The organism is Phenylobacterium immobile (ATCC 35973) (assembly GCF_001375595.1).
Taxonomy (GTDB): domain Bacteria; phylum Pseudomonadota; class Alphaproteobacteria; order Caulobacterales; family Caulobacteraceae; genus Phenylobacterium; species Phenylobacterium immobile.
The window spans coordinates 351290-369521 of sequence record NZ_CVJQ01000001.1 but is presented as its reverse complement, the minus strand read 5'-3'; the positions used below and the strand labels follow the sequence as shown (position 1 = coordinate 369521).

At 62.5% G+C, this 18232-nt stretch carries 16 protein-coding genes; 3 read left to right on the top strand and 13 right to left on the bottom strand.

Translation table 11 applies throughout. The annotated features are described in order from the left end of the window. The first annotated feature begins 12 nt into the window (after positions 1 to 12). The 3 genes from BN1313_RS01770 to BN1313_RS01760 all read left to right on the top strand — a co-directional run bounded on the left by BN1313_RS01770 (position 13) and on the right by BN1313_RS01760 (position 5973). Complete coding sequence (locus tag BN1313_RS01770; protein ID WP_091735757.1) at positions 13 to 1938, top strand: site-specific DNA-methyltransferase; 1926 nt, start codon at positions 13 to 15, stop codon at positions 1936 to 1938. A 10-nt stretch (positions 1939 to 1948) separates the two neighbouring features. Continuing rightward, positions 1949 to 4936, top strand: coding sequence for a type III restriction-modification system endonuclease (locus BN1313_RS01765; RefSeq protein WP_091735754.1), 2988 nt, complete (start codon positions 1949 to 1951; stop codon positions 4934 to 4936). Between the two features lie 71 nt (positions 4937 to 5007). Then, complete coding sequence (locus tag BN1313_RS01760) at positions 5008 to 5973, top strand: LysR family transcriptional regulator (RefSeq protein ID WP_218054304.1); 966 nt, start codon at positions 5008 to 5010, stop codon at positions 5971 to 5973. On the opposite strand, the gene BN1313_RS01755 is transcribed toward BN1313_RS01760, so the two are convergent. The 13 genes from BN1313_RS01755 to BN1313_RS01695 form a co-directional block, all read right to left on the bottom strand. Next, positions 5906 to 6103 (bottom strand): DUF2274 domain-containing protein, encoded by a 198-nt coding sequence (locus tag BN1313_RS01755; RefSeq protein WP_425415026.1) that lies wholly within the window; start codon positions 6101 to 6103, stop codon positions 5906 to 5908. The genes BN1313_RS01760 and BN1313_RS01755 overlap by 68 nt on opposite strands. A gap of 43 nt (positions 6104 to 6146) precedes the next feature. Further along, on the bottom strand, positions 6147 to 7403 hold the full coding sequence (locus tag BN1313_RS01750) for a TraB/TrbI/VirB10 family type IV secretion system protein (protein ID WP_176695861.1): 1257 nt from the start codon (positions 7401 to 7403) through the stop codon (positions 6147 to 6149). Further along, positions 7400 to 8428 (bottom strand): P-type conjugative transfer protein TrbG, encoded by a 1029-nt coding sequence (trbG, locus tag BN1313_RS01745; RefSeq protein WP_091735745.1) that lies wholly within the window; start codon positions 8426 to 8428, stop codon positions 7400 to 7402. The genes BN1313_RS01750 and trbG overlap by 4 nt, the downstream gene beginning before the upstream one ends. Beyond that, positions 8425 to 9108 (bottom strand): conjugal transfer protein TrbF, encoded by a 684-nt coding sequence (trbF, locus tag BN1313_RS01740; protein WP_091735741.1) that lies wholly within the window; start codon positions 9106 to 9108, stop codon positions 8425 to 8427. The genes trbG and trbF overlap by 4 nt, the downstream gene beginning before the upstream one ends. Before the next feature lie 2 nt (positions 9109 to 9110). Beyond that, complete coding sequence (gene trbL / locus BN1313_RS01735) at positions 9111 to 10472, bottom strand: P-type conjugative transfer protein TrbL (protein WP_091735739.1); 1362 nt, start codon at positions 10470 to 10472, stop codon at positions 9111 to 9113. A gap of 2 nt (positions 10473 to 10474) precedes the next feature. Continuing rightward, a complete protein-coding gene (trbK-alt, locus tag BN1313_RS01730; RefSeq protein ID WP_091735735.1) occupies positions 10475 to 10741 on the bottom strand; it encodes a putative entry exclusion protein TrbK-alt in 267 nt (88 codons plus the stop codon). 10 nt (positions 10742 to 10751) lie between these two features. Then, the gene (trbJ, locus tag BN1313_RS01725) at positions 10752 to 11516 is read right to left on the bottom strand and encodes a P-type conjugative transfer protein TrbJ (RefSeq protein ID WP_091735733.1); all 765 of its coding nucleotides are present in this window, start codon (positions 11514 to 11516) and stop codon (positions 10752 to 10754) included. After that, entirely contained in the window at positions 11513 to 13951 is a 2439-nt protein-coding gene (gene trbE / locus BN1313_RS01720; RefSeq protein WP_091742108.1) for a conjugal transfer protein TrbE, read from the bottom strand. The genes trbJ and trbE overlap by 4 nt, the downstream gene beginning before the upstream one ends. Positions 13952 to 13965: 14 nt before the next feature. Then, complete coding sequence (locus BN1313_RS01715) at positions 13966 to 14247, bottom strand: VirB3 family type IV secretion system protein (protein ID WP_091735730.1); 282 nt, start codon at positions 14245 to 14247, stop codon at positions 13966 to 13968. Next, a complete protein-coding gene (locus BN1313_RS01710; protein ID WP_091742111.1) occupies positions 14247 to 14573 on the bottom strand; it encodes a TrbC/VirB2 family type IV secretion system protein in 327 nt (108 codons plus the stop codon). The genes BN1313_RS01715 and BN1313_RS01710 overlap by 1 nt, the downstream gene beginning before the upstream one ends. A 17-nt stretch (positions 14574 to 14590) precedes the next feature. After that, on the bottom strand, positions 14591 to 15574 hold the full coding sequence (trbB, locus tag BN1313_RS01705; RefSeq protein WP_091742105.1) for a P-type conjugative transfer ATPase TrbB: 984 nt from the start codon (positions 15572 to 15574) through the stop codon (positions 14591 to 14593). Positions 15575 to 15787: 213 nt separating this feature from the next. Further along, positions 15788 to 16186, bottom strand: coding sequence for a CopG family transcriptional regulator (locus tag BN1313_RS01700; protein WP_425414983.1), 399 nt, complete (start codon positions 16184 to 16186; stop codon positions 15788 to 15790). A 61-nt stretch (positions 16187 to 16247) separates the two neighbouring features. Continuing rightward, positions 16248 to 18230 (bottom strand): conjugal transfer protein TraG, encoded by a 1983-nt coding sequence (locus BN1313_RS01695; RefSeq protein ID WP_091735724.1) that lies wholly within the window; start codon positions 18228 to 18230, stop codon positions 16248 to 16250. Between the last annotated feature and the right edge of the window lie 2 nt (positions 18231 to 18232).

Here is an 18232-nt window from a genome sequence, read left to right as displayed (position 1 = left end):
ACGGATATTTGCATGACCACCATTCCTCCCATCGGACCGAACGACCCCGAAGCCAAAAGCGCCGATATTGTCACGGGCAATATCGAGGCGCTCAAGGCGCTGTTTCCGGACGCTTTCACCGAAGGGAAGATCGACTTTGAGGTGTTGAAGGGGCTGCTCGGCGGTGCGGTGGACGAGCGCGACGAGAAATATGGGCTGAACTGGCACGGCAAGCGCCGCGCGCGGCAGATTGCGCTGACGCCATCGACCGGCACGCTGCTGCCCTGTCCGGATGAAAGCGTCGATTGGAACACGACGCAGAACCTGATGATCGAAGGTGACAACCTCGAGGTGCTGAAGCTCTTGCAGAAGAGCTATTCCGGCAAGGTGAAACTGATCTACATCGACCCTCCCTATAATACGGGGAGAGATTTTGTCTATCCAGATGATTTCCGAGATAACATAAAAAACTATCTTGAGTTAACTGGACAAGTCGAGGGAGGACGTAAAATAACCTCCAATACAGATGTGTCCGGCCGGTTTCATACCGATTGGCTAAATATGATGTATCCAAGATTGAAGTTGGCTAGAAATATTTTGAGTGAAATGGGTTCTATTTTCATAACTATTGATGACGGTGAGGTCGCAAATCTTATAGAAATTATGAATGATATTTTTGGAGAGGAAAATTTCGTGTCCACGATCTCGTGGCACAAGAGAGTATCTCCGGCCAACGACGCGAAATATTTTAGCACCGATTGCGACACAATTGTTGTTTATGCGAAAAGTAAAGAAAATTGGCGTCCTCAAAAATTGCAAAGGACTGGCGCACAATTAGAATATTACAAGAACCCGGATAATGATCCGAGGGGGCCTTGGAATTCTGCGACATACACATGTAACAAGTCCCGAGCGGAGCGCCCCAATCTTTACTACCCAATTACAAATCCAAATACCGGAGAGGAGATCTGGCCGAAGGAAACCGCTGTGTGGAAATACGGTCAGGACGTCACGAAGGAACTAATTCAAGAAAAGCGGCTCTACTGGGGCGCGCAGGGCGAAGCCCGTTTCCCGAGAGCTAAACTCTATCTATCGGAAATGGATGGGGTTGTTCCCAGATCTCTCTGGTCCAGCGCAGATACAGGTCACACTCAAGCGGCAACCGCAGAGTTAAGTGATCTTTTCGATGGCGTTCAGGTTTTTGATACCCCGAAGCCAATAAAATTACTTCGTCGAATTGTCGAGGTGGGCTGCACCGGAAATGATGACATCATATTAGATTTTTTTGCAGGATCAGCAACAACGGGCCACGCGGTGTTAGAATACAATTCGGAATTCAACACAAAACATCGATATATTATGGTTCAGCTGCCGGAACCACTAGATGAAAGCAACGCAACGCAGAAAAGTGCATCTGCGTTTTGCAAGGCGATGTCTGTGCCAGAGAATATTGCGGAATTGACGAAAGAGCGACTTCGACGAGCCGCCCGCAAGGTGAAAGCGGATAATCCAGCATTTGCCGGTGATACAGGTTTTCGCGCTTATAAGCTCGCCTCATCGAATATTCGAGCCTGGGAGCCGGATGCGGCGAACCTCGAAACCAGCCTGCTGAAGAACGCCGAACACCTCGTGCAGGGCCGCAACGAGCAGGACGTGCTCTATGAGCTTCTGCTCAAACTCGGCCTTGATCTGTGTGTGCCTATCGAGACGAAGGCCATCGCGGGCAAGTCCGTGCATTCCATCGGCGGCGGCGCGTTGATCGCTTACCTTGCGGATGGGCTGACCAAGGACGTGATCGAGCCGCTGGCGTCCGGCATTGTCGCCTGGCGCGCCGCGCTGGCGCCCGCTGTCGACACGCGCGTCGTGTTCAAGGATTCCGGCTTCGCTGACGACATCGCCAAAACCAATATGGCGGCGATCCTGAACCAGAACGGCATTTCCGACGTGCGCAGCCTGTAAGGAGGGTTCGATGAAACTGCATTTCGAACCCGATCTCGATTATCAGAAGCTCGCCATTGAGGCCGTCGCCGACCTGTTTCGCGGCCAGGAGATCAACCGCACCGAATTCACCGTCACGCGCCAAGGCGCTGGCGGCATTCAGGGGGAACTCGGCCTTGTCGAAAGCGAATTGGGCATCGGCAACCGGCTGACCCTGCTCGATGACGAGATTGTCGCCAACCTCAAGGATATTCAGCTTCGCGGCGGCCTCGCGCCGTCAACCGGCCTGACCTCGGGCGATTTCACCGTGGAAATGGAGACCGGCACCGGCAAAACTTACGTCTACCTGCGGACGGTCTTCGAGCTGAACAAGCTCTATGGCTTCACCAAATTCGTGATCGTGGTGCCCTCGGTCGCGATCAAGGAAGGCGTCTACAAGACGCTGCAAATCACCGAGGAACATTTCAAGGGGCTCTATTCGGGCCAACCCTATGACTATTTCCTTTATGATTCCGCCAAGCTCGGTCAGGTGCGCAATTTCGCCACCAGCCCGAACATCCAGATCATGGTGGTGACTGTCGGCGCCATCAACAAGAAGGACGTTAACAACCTCTACAAGGATAGCGAGAAGACCGGCGGCGAACGGCCGATCGACCTGATCCGCGCCACACGCCCGATCCTGATCGTCGATGAGCCGCAAAGCGTCGATGGCGGCCTTTCCGGCGCTGGCAAGAGCGCCCTTGGCGAGATGAACCCACTCTGCACCCTTCGCTATTCGGCCACCCATGTCGACAAGCACCACATGGTGTTCCGGTTGGACGCGGTGGACGCCTATGAGCGCAAGCTGGTCAAGCAGATCGAGGTGGCGTCGCTCGAAGTCGAGGGCGGCCACAACAAGGCCTATGTGCGGTTCATCTCCGCCAGCAACGGCAAGGGGCCGATCACGGCGCGCGTCGAGATCGACGCGCTGGAGGGCAAGCAGGTTCGCCGCAAGGAAGTCGTCGTGCAAGACGGCGATAATCTGGAGGAGCTGACCGGGCGCGCGCTTTATGCCGATTGCCGGATCGGCGAAATCCGCACCGGGCGCGACAACCAGCTTCTCGAAGTGAAGCTGCCGGGCAGTGAGACATTTCTCCAGCCCGGCCAGGCCGTGGGCGATGTGGACGCGGACGCGCTGAAGCGCCTGATGATCCGCCGCACCATTCACGAACACCTCGTGAAGGAAACCCGGCTTGCGCCGTTGGGCATCAAGGTGCTCAGCCTGTTCTTCATCGATGCGGTGGAGCACTACCGTTCGTATGATGCCGACGGACACCCCGTGAAGGGGAAGTACGCGCGGATGTTCGAGGAAGAATACCGCCGCGCGGCAAAGCTCCCCGAGTTCGTCAGCCTTTTCAAGGAGGTCGATCTGACGTCCGAGGCTGAGGAGGTCCACGATGGATACTTCTCAATCGATAAGGCGCGGCGCTGGACCGACACGGCGGACAACAACCAGTCGGCGCGCGACAATGCCGAGCGGGCCTATAGCTTGATCATGAAGGACAAGGAAAAGCTGCTCGGTTTCGAAACGAAGCTGAAGTTCATCTTCTCCCATTCGGCGCTGAAAGAGGGCTGGGATAACCCCAATGTGTTCCAGATCTGCGCGCTGCGCGAGATTGGCACAGAGCGCGAGCGTCGGCAGACCATCGGCCGCGGCCTGCGTCTTTGCGTCAACCAGAAGGGCGAACGCCTGCGCGGCTTCGACATCAACACGCTGACCGTGATCGCCACAGAAAGCTACGAGGAGTTTGCTGAGAATCTACAAAAGGAAATCGAGAAGGACACGGGGATCAAGTTTGGCATCGTCGAGAAGCATCAGTTCGCGGCGATCCCGATCGTCAAGGCTGACGGCTCAACCGGAATGCTGGGTTTCGACGAGTCCGCTGCCATCTTCGAGCACCTTAAGACGCAGGGCTTTGTCGATGCCAAGGGCAAGGTGCAGGACACCTTGCGCACGGCGCTCAAGGATGGGTCATTCACCCTGCCGCCAGCGCTGACGCCGCATTTGCCGGCGGTGCGCGACCTTCTCAAAAAGGTGGCGGGCAAGCTCGACATCAAGAATGCGGATGAGCGTGTCGTCGTAAGAACGCGACAGGCCATTCTAGAAAGCCCGGAGTTTCACGCGCTCTGGGACCGGATCAAGCACAAGACGACCTACCGCGTTCATTTCGACAACGAAAAGCTGCTCACCGATTGCGCGAAGGCCATCGCCAACGGACCAGCCGTGTCGAAAGCACGCGTGCGGATCAGAAAGGCCGACCTTTCGATCGGTCAGGGCGGCGTTCTGGCCAAAGAGCGCGACAAGGATAGCGGCACGATTGTCACCATCGAGGAAGGCGACATCGTTCTGCCTGATGTGCTGACCGACCTTCAGGACCGAACGCAACTCACCCGCAAAAGCCTGGTTCGCATCCTGACCGAGTGCGGCCGGCTGAACGACTTCAAGCGCAACCCGCAGGCGTTCATCGAGATCGCGGGCGAGGTCATCAACCGGACCAAGCGGCTGGCCGTTGTCGACGGCATCAAATACCAGCGCGTCGGCGATGACGCCTATTACGCGCAGGAGCTTTTTCAGCAGGAAGAGCTGACCGGCTATCTGCGCAACATGCTGAAGGACGCGCAGAAGTCGGTCTTCGAGCATGTCATCTACGATTCCGGCGGCGTTGAGCGCACCTTCGCCGAACAGCTCGAAAAGAACGAGGCGGTCAAAATTTACGCCAAGCTGCCTGGCTGGTTCAGAGTGCCGACACCATTGGGCAGTTACAATCCAGATTGGGCAGTCATGGTGGAGGTGAGTGGAGAAGAGCGGCTGTATTTCGTTGTCGAGACCAAGGGCAGTATGTTCGTAGACGATCTGCGCGATCAGGAGGCCGCAAAGATTGCCTGCGGTGAAGCACACTTCAAGGCGCTGGCGGTAGATCCCAATCCGGCACGCTACATCAAAGCTGCAAAAATCGATGATCTGATGGACAAATGCTGACCTGCTTTCGCCCGATCTGTCTGTTGAGAATTGAGAGTTTGATGTTCGAAGCTGATTAGGAGGCCTTCCGATTGCCAATTCAGGTCCGTCACATCAGCTATGTGATTGCTGCGGCGGACCACGGCAGCTTTCGGCGGGCCGCAGCGGCGCTCGGAGTGCAGGAATCGGCGATCAGCCGCCGCATTCGTGAATTGGAGGATCGCCTCGGCACGACGTTTTTCATCCGCTCGTCTGGCGGCGTCAAACTGACCCATGCCGGCAAGCAATTCGTGTTGCGTGGGCGCAAGGCCTTGTCCGAAATCGGGATGGCCAAGGCTGAAGTGGCGGCGATCGGCCGTGGCGAGGACGGTCACGTCAGGATCGGTATTTTCTCGTCGCTGGCCTCGGGGTTTCTTTCCGATCTGATACAGACGTTCGGCGAACGTCACCGCGCGGTCCAGCTGACCTTCGTCGATGGCAATCCAGCCGAGCATGTGGCGGCGGTTCGTCAGCACCAACTTGACATAGCCTTCATCACCGGCACCGCCGAATGGCCTGACTGCGACAGTCAGCACCTGTGGTCCGAACGGATTCATGTGGTGCTGCCCACCGGCCATCCACGGGCCGATGCCGAACAGGTCCATTTCGACGAACTTGCAGGCGAGGCTTTCATCGTCAGCGAAAGCGCGCCCGGCGAGGAGATCCACGACTATCTCGTCCAGCGCCTCGCAGACCTTGGGCGCCATCCCGATATTCAGCAGCAGGCGGTGGGCCGCGACAATCTCATGCGGCTGGTCGCACTCGGGCGCGGCTTGACGGTGACGAGCGAGGCGACAACGGCGGCGCAATTTCCCGGCGTGGTATTCCGCCCGATCAATGGCGAGATTTTGCCGTTCTGCGCGGTCTGGTCGCCGCGCAATGACAATCCCGCCCTGAGGAGCCTACTTGATCTTGCACGGACGATGGCGCGGGAGGAAGGTGAAGCGGTGCTCAGCGAGAACCAGCAGGCCCCGTTCCGGCCCGCCTTGCCTTTGCAAAGCCGCGATCCGTCAGAATGAACCGCTCAAGCATCGGCACAATCAGCCGACCGGGATCTGCCGCAGGCTGCCCCGCTTCCCGACCGAGGATTTCGGCGTAGGCGACGAGATCGCGATGAAGCGCAGCGGGTAGCTCGACGGTGATCTTCACCGGCTTGTCGTTGGCGATGGGACCGAGTTTTAGCTTCGCCACGTCAACCTCCGTAGGGTTCGAGGACAAGGTCGCGCGTCACGATGACCCTGACCGGGAAGCCCGGTCGGACGGTCAGCGTCGGTGCGATGTTGAGCTGGCGGGTGACGATCTGTTGCCCGGTCTGGCTTATGCTGTTCGACGCGCCCTGGCGTAGCGCCTGGACGAGGTTGTTTTCGTTCTGGCTGGTCCCGGCCTCGGCCCCGACGCTGAGGAGCGTTGAAAGGGCGGCCGACTTGAAGAGTTCCCCCCAATGATAATCGACGCCGTCTTCAAGTCCGGCGTAACCCTCGGCGTCCGCGCCGGGTTGGCGTTCCAGCACTATGGATCGGCCGTTGGGAAACATCAGCCGGTTCCAGACGAGGAGGACGCGGCGCTGTCCGAAGCCGACGCCTGCGTCATACTGACCGATAACCCGCGTGCCCTGCGGGATGAGTAGGATCTTGCCCGTCGGGCTGTCGTAAATGTTCTCCGTCACCTGCGCGGTGATCTGGCCGGGCAGATCGGAACGGATGCCGGTGATCAGCGCAGCGGAAATCACCGCGCCCGCCTGAAGCACATTGGCCGATGCCGGCGCCGCAACACGATCCGGCGAGACCGTGCGCTTGTCGGGCGTCTGGTTGAGGAAAGCGAGCTGGCGATCCTGGGCGGAAGGCGTCGACGGCTGCGGCGCCAGGCCGAGGCTGGCAAGGTCTGTCGCGGACGGCGCTGTCGTCGCGGCGGGCGCTGTCGTTGCAGTATTGCCTGGCCGCGTTTCCGTGGGGGCAAACAGCCGAGCAGTTCGCGCCGATTCCAGCTCCTGCGCCCGCCGCTGTTCTTCCGGGCTGGGACCGGAGACCGTGGCGATCCCAGGCGCCGCACCAGCTTGGCTGCCGTTCGGTCCATTGAGAATCGGCCGGCCGAGATCGCCTGGTAGCGCCGGGCCGAGCTTGGGCACGCCGCTATAGTCCTTCGGCAGGCCCGACAGTCCGTCCGGAGTCGTGCGGTTGTCGGTGGAAAAGAGTTCCTGGCCTTGATTGCCTACGTGCCGGGTCTGGAGCGCGTAGATCAGCGCACCGCCGACACCCAGACTGGCCGCCAGGCCGAGACCGGCCAGAACTTTGCGTGACAGGCGGGTGACTCGCGGCGGTTCAGGGCGCAGCCGCATCGGCGCCACTGGCTCGCCGGTGAGGGGACGAGAGTCATCCTCTGCCGTTTCGGGTGGCGAGGCCGATTCAGGCCTCACCCCTGCTTCCTTCTCGGGATCACGTTCGGTGCTCACGACGCGGGCCTCCCATCAGTGCGGGAGATGCGAACGCGCTTCTGGTTCTTATCTGCTCCGAAGCGCAGTTCCGCAGCCGCAAACAAGCGGTCGACGATCATGTAATTGCCGCGCACGCGATAGTTGACCAGTTCCGAGGTATTGCCCTCTGGACCGACGACGAACAGCGGCGGCATTTCGCCCTGGCCGATGCCGCGCGGAAACTCGATGAACACCTGACGGGCATCGTCGAAGGCGCGCAATGGCCGCCACGGCGCGCGGTCGCCGGCCACCTCATAACGGAAATTGACGCGGGATAGGTCAATTCCATTGGCGACCGGCTGTTGTGCTTCGGCTTGGCTGTTTTGGCGGCGCAGCGCGATGAGCTGGTCCTGCGGATATTGCCAGGATACTGAAGCCATATAGGTCGAGGGCGTCGAGCGCAGTTCCATATGATAGGTGCGCCGGTCGGTGTTGATGACGAGATTGGTCATCAGTTCGGCGCGGGTCGGCTTGACGAGAATATGGATTTGTTTCGTCGCGCCGATGCCGCTTTCGGTATCGCCGATGATCCAGCGCACGGTGTCGCCGGCGGCGACGGGACCGGAGCCGACGAGTTGTTCGCCCGGCTGGAGGCTTATGTCGGTTATCTGTCCCGGCGAAGCATAGACCTGATAGAGGGCGCTATCGACGAAGGGATAGACCTGCATCGAATTGATGAAGCCGTTACGCACCGGCTGCATCCGCGCGGCGGCGTTCGCCTGATTGACGCGCACGGTCGGATCGGCGGCTTCAGGTTCTGGCTTGCCGTCCTTCCCCACCGGCTTCAACTGGCCGGGAAGCGGCAGCGGTTGCGGCAGTGCGACCACCCTGACCGGCGCGGGCGGATCGACTGTCTGCACAGCAGGCGCGGCATCGTCATAGGAAATTTCAGGTGGAGGTATGTGACCGGCGCACCCGGCGAGCGCGGACGCGGAAAGCAGCAGAGCCGCGAGTGAAGCATTGCGGAAAGCCGGCTTCCCGGCTGTGCGGAAGGTCGGCGTCATTGTCCAAGCTCCTTCGACCAGTTGATGGCGTTGATGTAGATTCCGAGCGGGTTCTTCCGCAGCGTGTCGGCGTCGCGCGGCGGCTGCACGGCGACAGTGAGGATGGCGGACCAGCGGGCCGTATCGGCGAGGCTGCCGTCTTGATAGCGGCGCTCGATCCAGGCGACGCGGAAGCTCGTCGGCGACGCCCGGATCACGCTGGAGACTTCTACTGCGATCTGTTGCTTGCCGACCTTGGCGAATGGGTCGTTGGCGCGGGCATAGTCGTTGAGAGCCAGCGCGCCGCCCTGCGTGGTGAAGTCATAGGCGCGCAACCAGTTCTGCCGCACGATGATCGCATCGGCGGGGATGGACCGGACCTGTTCGATGAAGCGCGCGAGGTAGAAGGCGATCTGCGCGTCATTGGGCTGATAGTCGGCGGTCGCGGGGGCAACGGCTTGCGCCTGGCCCAACCGATCGACCTGCACCACCCACGGAACGATCGAGCCGTTCATCGACTGCCAGAACAATCCCGCCGACAAACCGGCAGACAGCGCCAAAGAACCGAAGGCCATCAATCGCCAGTTCCGCGCCTGCACGCGGGCCGAACCGATGCGCTCGTCCCAGATCTGCGCGGCGCGTTGATAAGGCGTCTCGGGCTGTGGGGATTTGCCGTAGTGGGTGGAAGGTCGTTTGAACATGGTCAGTCGCTTTCGGAGAGGTTGACGGAAGAGCCGCCGCCGTGGCTGTCGCCGCTGCGCACCGCATGGGCGGCGGCCTGAACGCCGTGGGTCAATTGCTGCGAGCGTTTCATGCGCTTGGCCCAGGCGGGCGGGCCGTCGGTGGCGGCTGATGCGGCAGGTGCCGACGCGGTGTCAGCAGCATCGCCGCCGATAGTTCCTGCGGTCGACGATCCGCCCGACACCTCAAACGCTGCACGCGCACCGGACTGGTAGCTCTGCTTCATACTGTCGGCTGCGCGGCTGGCTGCGCGCTTCAGGGGTGAGACGGCCGCCTGTGCGCCTGTGCTAGCGACATTGCCGAGACCAGAGGCGACGCCCGATGCGCCGCTCTGACCGGCAGCACCAAGGCTGTAGGCAGTCGACGCGCCACCGGCGAGCGCCGCACCGCCACGTGCTGCCGCTGCGGCGCCGCCCACGAGGGCAGCGCCACCGGACGCGACAGCGCCAACCGTCGCCGCACCCGTTGCCGCCATGCCGCCGGCGGCGAGACCCGTGCCGATCGCTGCGCCTGCGCCGAGTTGCGGACCACCGGAAACGAGACCGTTGGCAATGCCGGGACCGAAGATGCCGAGGCCCAGGAGCGTCAGCGCCGCGAGAACGATGGCCATCGCATCGTCGATCGACGGCGTGGCTCCGCCGAAACCAGCGGTGAACTCGGAGAAGAGCGTCGAGCCGATACCGATAATGACGGCCAGCATCATGACCTTGATGCCCGACGAGATGACATTGCCGAGCACCCGTTCGGCCATGAAAGCGGATTTGCCGAACAGGCCGAACGGAATGAGGACGAAACCGGCGAGTGTGGAAAGCTTGAACTCGATCAGCGTCACGAAGAGCTGGATGGCGAGCACGAAGAAAGCGATGAGCACGAGCGCCCAGGCGAACAGCATGCAGGCGATCTGGATGAAATTCTCGAAGAAGGACCAGTAGCCCATCAGGTTCGAGATGGATTCGAGCAGTGGGTGCCCGGCATCGAGTCCGGTCTGCGCGACCTTGCCGGGGCGCAGGAGATCGGAGACGGTGAAGCCGGTGCCGGACGCCTTCAGGCCGAGACCAGCGAAGCTCTCGAAGATGATGCGGGCAAGGTTGTTCCAGTTGCCGATGATGTAAGCGAAGACGCCGACGAACAGCGTTTTCTTGACCAAGCGAGCGATGATGTCGTCGTCTGCCCCCCACGACCAGAATAGCGCGGCCAGGGTCACGTCGATGACGATCAACGTGGTGGCGATAAACGCCACCTCGCCCTGCAACAGGCCGAAGCCGCCGTCGATGTAGCGGGTGAAGACCTCAAGGAAATGGTCGATGACGCCGGTGCCCTGCATGGTCAGCGTCCTTCCCGGTCGGGGCCGAGAAACCGGCGGCGGTTGTCAGCCCAGGCTTTCAGGCAGGACGGATCGCGCGCGCCGGCCTCACCGATCCCGCTGCACCGGGTGAGTTCCGCATCCAGCGGATCTCGCTCCGTGACAGGACGCGCCTGTGTCGCAACATTGTCCGGCGCAACCTCATGGCGGTTCATCTCGATCGTAGTCGCGGTGATCGCAACCGCGACGAAGATGACGGCGCCGATGCGCGCGAGGCTCTTGCCGTCCATCGCCCGTTCCTCAGTTGCCGCTGCTGGGGAACATCCGGGCATTGCCCGGCTGATAGCCCGCACCGGGTGTCAGGAATCGGCGGCGTTGTTCGCGCCCCTGTTCGGCGGCGGCTGCCTGTTCGGCATCTCGCAGCGCCTGCGCTCGCCCGTTGGCGGCGACGACAGCGGTGAGGTCGGCGAGTTGCTGGGCCTGCAACGCGAGAAGCTGGTTGCCGGCCTGCGTTGCTTGCAATGCCCCCGTCGCTGATTGGCTCGATCCGACCAGCGCCGACATCTGCGTGCGGTTGGTGTCGATGTTGCCGACCACGGTGGCTTGCACGCGCATGGCATCCTGCAAACTGCCGACCGTGTTCTGCCAGCGGGTCTTGGCATCGGCGATCAGTTGCGTGTCCGACGCTGACATCGACACGTTGGCGTATTTGCTCTGGAACACCTGATCGATCTGCTGAACATTATAAGCGATGTTCTGCGCCTGACTGAGAAGCTGCTGCGTCCGCTGAACGGACTGCTGGAGCTGTTGCAGCGAGGAATAAGGCAGGCTGGCGAGATTGCGGGCCTGGTTGATGAGCGACTGCGCCTGGTTTTGCAGGCTGGTGATCTGATTGTTGATCTGCTGGAGCGACCGCGCCGCAGTCAGCAGGTTCTGCGCGTAGTTGGACGGATCAAACACGGTCCATTGCGCCTGCGCGGGCGTCGCCAGCATCGGGGCGATGGCGAACGGAGCGATGAGCAGCGCGGCAGCGAGCCGCGCCGCACGAGTGCGGCGTAGTTTCATTGCAGTTTCTCCAGGTTGGTCAGGTTGGGAATGAGATCGGCGGCCCAGTCGACGCCGCGAAGACGCAGCCATGCGTCGAGGAAGCCTTCGGGTCCGTGTTCCGCGATAATGTTGGCGATCGCGGTCTGGTCGGTCTTCGCCGAGGCAGCGCACAGCGCCAGCGCCACTTGGCTGAGACCCAGCTCGAACAGGCGGTTGCCACGCCGCGACTGGAAGTAGTAATCGCGCTTGGGCATGGCCCGCGCGACGATCTCGATCTGCCGGTCGTTGAGGCCGAAGCGGCGATAGATGGCGGTGATCTGGGGTTCGATCGCCCGCTCGTTCGGGAGCAGAATCCGGGTCTGGCAGCTTTCGATGATGGCGGGAGCGATCGCCGAGCCGTCGATGTCGGACAGGCTTTGCGTGGCGAAGATGACGCTCGCGTTCTTCTTGCGCAGCGTCTTCAGCCATTCGCGGAGCTGGCCGGCGAAGCCCTCGTCGTCGAGCGCGAGCCATCCTTCATCGACGATGATGAGCGTGGGCGATCCGTCGAGCCGATCTTCGATCCGGTGGAACAGATAGGCGAGCACGGCGGGTGTAGCTTCCGTGCCGATCAGCCCCTCGGTCTCGAAAGCTTGGACCGTCGCCGTGCCGAGATGTTCGCTCTCCGCGTCGAGCAACCGCCCCCATGCCCCGCCGATGCAATAGGGTCGCAATGCCTGCTTGAGGTCGTTGGACTGCAAGAGGACACATAGGCCCGTGATCGTGCGTTCCTCGATCGGCGCAGACGCCAGTGAGGTCAGCGCCGTCCAGAGGTGCTCTTTCACCTCTGGCGTGAGCGCGACGCTCTCACGGGACAGGATCGCGGCGAGCCAGTCGGCCGCCCATGCCCGTTCGGCGGGGTCATCGACGCGGGCGAGTGGCTGAAGCGATACGCTGTCGGCGCTGCCTTCGGTGAGACCGCCACCCAGATCATGCCAGTCGCCCCGCATGGCGAGTGCGGCAGCGCGGATCGAGCCGCCGAAATCGAAGGCGAACACCTGCGCGCCGGCATAGCGCCGGAACTGCATCGCTATCAGAGCCAGCAGGACGGACTTGCCCGCACCGGTCGGCCCGACGATCAGCGTGTGGCCGACATCGCCGACGTGCAGGGAAAACCGGAACGGGGTCGAGCCTTCAGTCTTTCCGAAGAGCAGCGGGGGCGCTGCGAAATGCTCGTCCCGTTCCGGCCCCGCCCACACGGCGCTCAGGGGAATCATGTGGGCGAGATTGAGCGTGGAGATCGGCGGTTGCCGGACGTTGGCATAGACATGCCCCGGCAGTGATCCGAGCCAGGCGTCCACGGCATTGATGGTCTCGGCCATCGCCGTGAAGTCACGGCCCTGAATGACCTTCTCGACGAGGCGCAGTTTTTCGTCGGCGGTACGCGGATCGGCGTCCCACACCGTCACCGTCGCGGTGACGTAGGCGATCCCGGCATAGTCGGCGCCGAGTTCCTGCAACGCGAGGTCAGCGTCTGCCGCCTTGTTCGAGGCGTCCGTATCGACCAGCGCCGACGCTTCATTGGTCATCACTTCCTTGAGGATCGCGGCGATCGACTTGCGCTTTGCGAACCACTGGCGGCGGATCTTGGTGAGGAGCTTCGTCGCGTCAGTCTTGTCGAGCAGGATCGCGCGCGTGCTCCACCGATAGGGGAACGCCATCCGGTTCAACTCGTCGAGTAGGCCGGGCGTCGTCGCGGTCGGAAAGCCGGTGATGGTCAGCACACGGATGTGCTGGTTGCCGAGCATTGGTTCGAGGCCGCCAGTCAGCGGCTGATCGGCGAGTAGAGCGTCGAGATACATCGGCGTTTCTGGCACGCGAACCCGGTGCCGCTTGGTTGAGACGCAAGCGTGCAGATAGGTCAGTGTCTCGGCATCATCGAGCCAGACACATTCCGGCATGAAGGCTTCGACGAGACGCAGGATGCGATCGATACGGTCGGCGAAGCCGGTCAGCGCCTCGTGCGGATCGACGCCCGACCGGTCGCGGCCTTCGTAAAGCCAGGTCTCGGCGCGGGCTGCGTCTTCCGCCGGCGGCAGATAACAGAAGGTCAGGAAGTAGCTGGACTCGAAATGTGCGCCGGCTTCCTCGAAGTCGGCCTTGCGCTCGGCATCGACCAGCGCCGACGCCGAATCCGGGAATTTGCTTTTGGGATAGCGGTTCGAGACATGCCGTTGCGCTTCGACGAAGATCGCCCAGCCTGAGCCGAGACGGCGGAAGGCGTTGTTGAGGCGGCCGGCGACAGCGACCAATTCGGCGGGCACGGCGCTGTCGAGGTCCGGCCCACGGAACTGCGCCGTCCGCTGAAAACTGCCGTCCTTGTTGAGGACGATGCCTTCACCGATCAGCGCCACCCACGGCAGGAAGTCGGCGAGGCGACCATTCTTGTTGCGATATTCGGCGAGGTTCATCACGGCCAGGTCCTCGCTCAAACCGAAAGGTGCGCGGGAATGCGCAGATGGCGGCGCACGACATCGACGAAGAGCGGATCGCGCTTGGCGGCCCATACCGCCGCGAAATGACCAATCGCCCAGATGGCGAGGCCGACCAGCCAGAGGCGAAGTCCCAAGCCGACAGCGCCCGCGAGCGTGCCGTTCATGATCGCGATGGCGCGCGGTGCGCCGCCGAGCAGGATCGGTTCGGACAGCGCCCGGTGCAGCGGGACCGTGTAGCCGGGAACTTCCCCGCCCTGATCGACGACGCCCGCCATCAAACCAGCGCTCCGCCGCCGAACGAGAAGAACGACAGGAAGAAACTCGACGCGGCGAAGGCGATGCTAAGGCCGAACACGATCTGGATGAGGCGGCGGAAGCCGCCCGACGTATCGCCGAACGCCAGCGCCAGGCCGGTAGAGATGATGACGATGACGGCGATGATCTTGGCGACCGGGCCTTCGATCGACTGGAGGATCGATTGCAGTGGGGCTTCCCACGGCATGGACGAGCCGGAGGCGTAGGCGGGCGCAGCCATCACCACACTGAGCGTCGCGACCGATACGGTCATGGCGAGACGGTGGCGCAGGTGGGATAGGCGCATAGTGCGCAGGCGTTGGATCACAGGTTTTCTCCTTCGTGGCTAGGGTTGAGAGTGGCGGGGTCACCGCCGTCACCCTCGAAAACCGGGGTGCTGATGGCGGGTGTGACGCGGTAATCGCCGTCGGGGCCGAGGCCCTCGACGCGGGCGAGTTCGGCGAGCCGGCGTGCAGAACCGCGGCCCGACAGCACGGCGACGAGATCGATCGTGTCGGCGATCAGCGGGCGCGGAACCGTGACCACGGCTTCCTGAATGAGCTGCTCCATGCGACGCAGCGCGCCGATCGCCGAACCGGCGTGGATCGTGCCGACGCCGCCTGGATGGCCGGTGCCCCATGCCTTGAGGAGGTCCAGCGCTTCCGCCCCTCGCACCTCACCAATCGGGATACGGTCAGGGCGTAGGCGCAGCGACGAGCGGACGAGATCGGACAGCGAGGCGACGCCATCCTTTGTGCGCATGGCGACGAGATTGGGCGCAGCGCATTGCAGCTCGCGCGTATCCTCGATGATGACGACGCGATCGGAGGTCTTCGCCACCTCGGCGAGCAGCGCATTGGTCAGCGTGGTTTTACCGGTCGAGGTGCCGCCGGCGACGAGGATGTTGGCGCGAGACGCAACGCCTTGGCGAAGCGCCTCGGCCTGTCCCCCTGACATGATCCCGGCCGCGACATAATCGTCGAGCGTGAACACCGCCACGGCGGGCTTACGGATCGCAAAGGCTGGCGCGGCGACTACGGGGGGAAGAAGCCCCTCGAACCGCTCTCCCGTCTCGGGCAGTTCTGCCGAGACGCGCGGCGCGTCGGCATGAACCTCAGCGCCGACATGGTGCGCGACCAGGCGCACGATCCGTTCGCCATCGGCGGGCGATAGCCGCTCACCCGTATCGGACAATCCTTCGGACAGCCGGTCGATCCAGATGCGCCCGTCCGGGTTCAGCATCACCTCGACGACGGTGGCGTCTTCCAGAAACCGCGCGATGGCCGGGCCGAGCGCCGTGCGCAGCATCCGCGCGCCGCGCGCCAAGCCTTCCGAATTATGATGTGAAGCCTTCATGTCGCCCCGAGTTCAGCGGGGATCGACAGACCTTCCCCTTGCGGGGTTGAGTAAAAGAGCCTGATTTAGGGCGGATTCAACAAGGATTTATCGGCGTAGTGGTGTAGCGTGCAAATACAGGAGATCGGCGGCACCGGCCTTAACTTGAATGACGTCGTCCGATGATTATTCGTCCCGCGCGTGGGAATCATCGCCGTTTGGGACGCCTACATCCTCCGCGATCTCCTGCCGCAGCTTTGGCCCCTTGGCGAGACGTCGCCCAAGCGCAGTCACGAAGGCACCATAGCGTTCGGCCGTCTTCGCATGGGCGGCTTTCGCGACGGGTTCGGACAGCGTGGGCGTGGTGGCGAGCCAAAAGCGGACGAACACCGCCAGCATCTCGACGGAAATCCCGACGTCGCGCTCAAGCCGAACCATGCGTCGGTCGAACTGGTCGAGCCGCTTGGTGAGGGCGGCTTCCTGTCGCTCGGCCGCGTCGGGCGACAGGAAGGATTCGATGGCAGCCTCCGCGATCAGCGATCGGGAATGATCCCGCCGCGCGGCATGATCGGCGAGACGGGTCATCACGGCGGGATCGAGATAGACGGACAGACGCTGCTTGCGGGCGGGTTTGCTCATCGCGGCCTCACATATCCATGTCATCGGCGGGATCGAGTGACGCCTGACGGGCGACGCTTTGCATGAGCCGGTTCATGCGGCTGTTGCGGGCAGCGTCATCCTCGTCGTCTTCGTTGAGGCCAATCTCGAACTCATTCTCAATCGTCTCCTTCTTCTCGACCGGCTGCACGCGGTTGAGTTCGGGCTGACGGCGGCGCTCGGATTCGGTCGGATCGTCGTCCTCGGCTTCCGGCGCGGACTTCTGTGGCGCGATCTGCGGGCGCTGCGGCACTGGCAGCGATGTCCAGTCGTCGGGGCGACCCTGCGCCGCCTTCAAAGTCGGCGGCGGCAGGATGCGCTCCTGCAATCGACGATCCTCGAAGTAGCGTGCCTTCTTCGCCCGGATCGGCGGCGTGCCAGCGATCATGACGATCTCGTCGGTCGCGGGAAGCTGCATCACCTCGCCCGGTGTGAGCAGCGGCCGGGCGGTTTCAGAGCGCGACACCATCAGATGCCCGAGCCAGGGGGACAACCGGCTCCCGGCATAGTTCTTCATCGCCTTCATTTCGGTCGCGGTGCCGAGCGCGTCCGACACACGCTTGGCGGTGCGCTCGTCGTTGGTGGCGAAGCTGACGCGCACATGGCAGTTGTCGAGGATCGAGTTGTTGGCGCCGTAGGCTTTCTCGATCTGATTCAGCGACTGCGCGATCAGGAAGGACTTCAGCCCGTAGCCGGCCATGAAGGCGAGCGCCGACTCGAAGAAGTCGAGCCGTCCCAGCGCCGGAAACTCGTCCAGCATGAGCAGCAGCCGGTGGCGCCCGGCCTTGGCCTGCAAATCCTCGGTCAGGCGACGTCCGACCTGATTGAGGATCAGGCGGATCAACGGCTTGGTGCGGTTGATGTCGGAGGGCGGGACGACGAGGTAGAGCGTCGTCGGCTGTTTGCCCTCTACGATGTCAGTGATGCGCCAATCGCAGCGGCGCGTCACCTCGGCTACAACGGGATCGCGGTAGAGGCCGAGGAACGACATGGCGGTGGACAGTACGCCCGAGCGTTCGTTGTCGGATTTGTTGAGCAGCTCGCGGGCAGCGCTGGCGATGACGGGATGCGGCCCGGCATCGCCGAGATGTGCAGTTTTCATCATGGCGTTGAGCGTCGACTCGATCGGGCGCTTCGGATCTGAGAGGAAAGCGGCGACGCCGGCCAGCGTCTTGTCCGCCTCGGCGTAGAGGACATGCAGGATCGCACCGACCAGCAGGGCGTGACTGGTCTTCTCCCAATGGCTGCGCTTTTCGAGGCTGCCCTCGGGATCGACCAGGATGTCGGCGATGTTCTGGACGTCGCGGACTTCCCACTCGCCGCGCCGCACTTCGAGCAGCGGATTGTAGGCGGAGGACCTCGCGTTGGTCGGGTCGAACAGCAAGACGCGGCCGTGCCGGGCGCGGAAACCGGCGGTGAGCTGCCAGTTCTCGCCCTTGATGTCGTGGACGATGGCCGAGCCCGGCCAGGTCAGCAGCGAGGGGATGACGAGGCCGACGCCCTTGCCTGAGCGGGTCGGCGCGAAGCACAGCACATGCTCCGGCCCGTCGTGGCGAAGATAGTCGTGGGTATAACGACCGAGCACCACCCCATCGGGACCAAGCAGCCCGGCAGCCTTCACTTCCGCCGTATCGGCCCAGCGCGCCGAACCATAGGTCTCGACCTTCTTGGCTTCGCGCGCCCGCCAGACCGACATGCCGATCGCCACGGCGGCGGCGATCAGACCGCCTGATGCCGCGATATAGGCGCCCTCGATGAAGATCGACGGGGCGTAGGCATCATACCCATACCACCACCAGAAGAAGGACGGCGGATAGTAGAAGGGGAAGCCCAGTAAAGTGAACCAGGGGTGTCCGAGTTCGGGCTGGAAGGCGAGCCGCCACGCAACCCATTCGGTCGCGCCCCAGATGCAAAGAAAGACGATGGTGAAGACGGCGAGGATCTGGCCCCAGAGGATTTTGGTCGCGGACATAG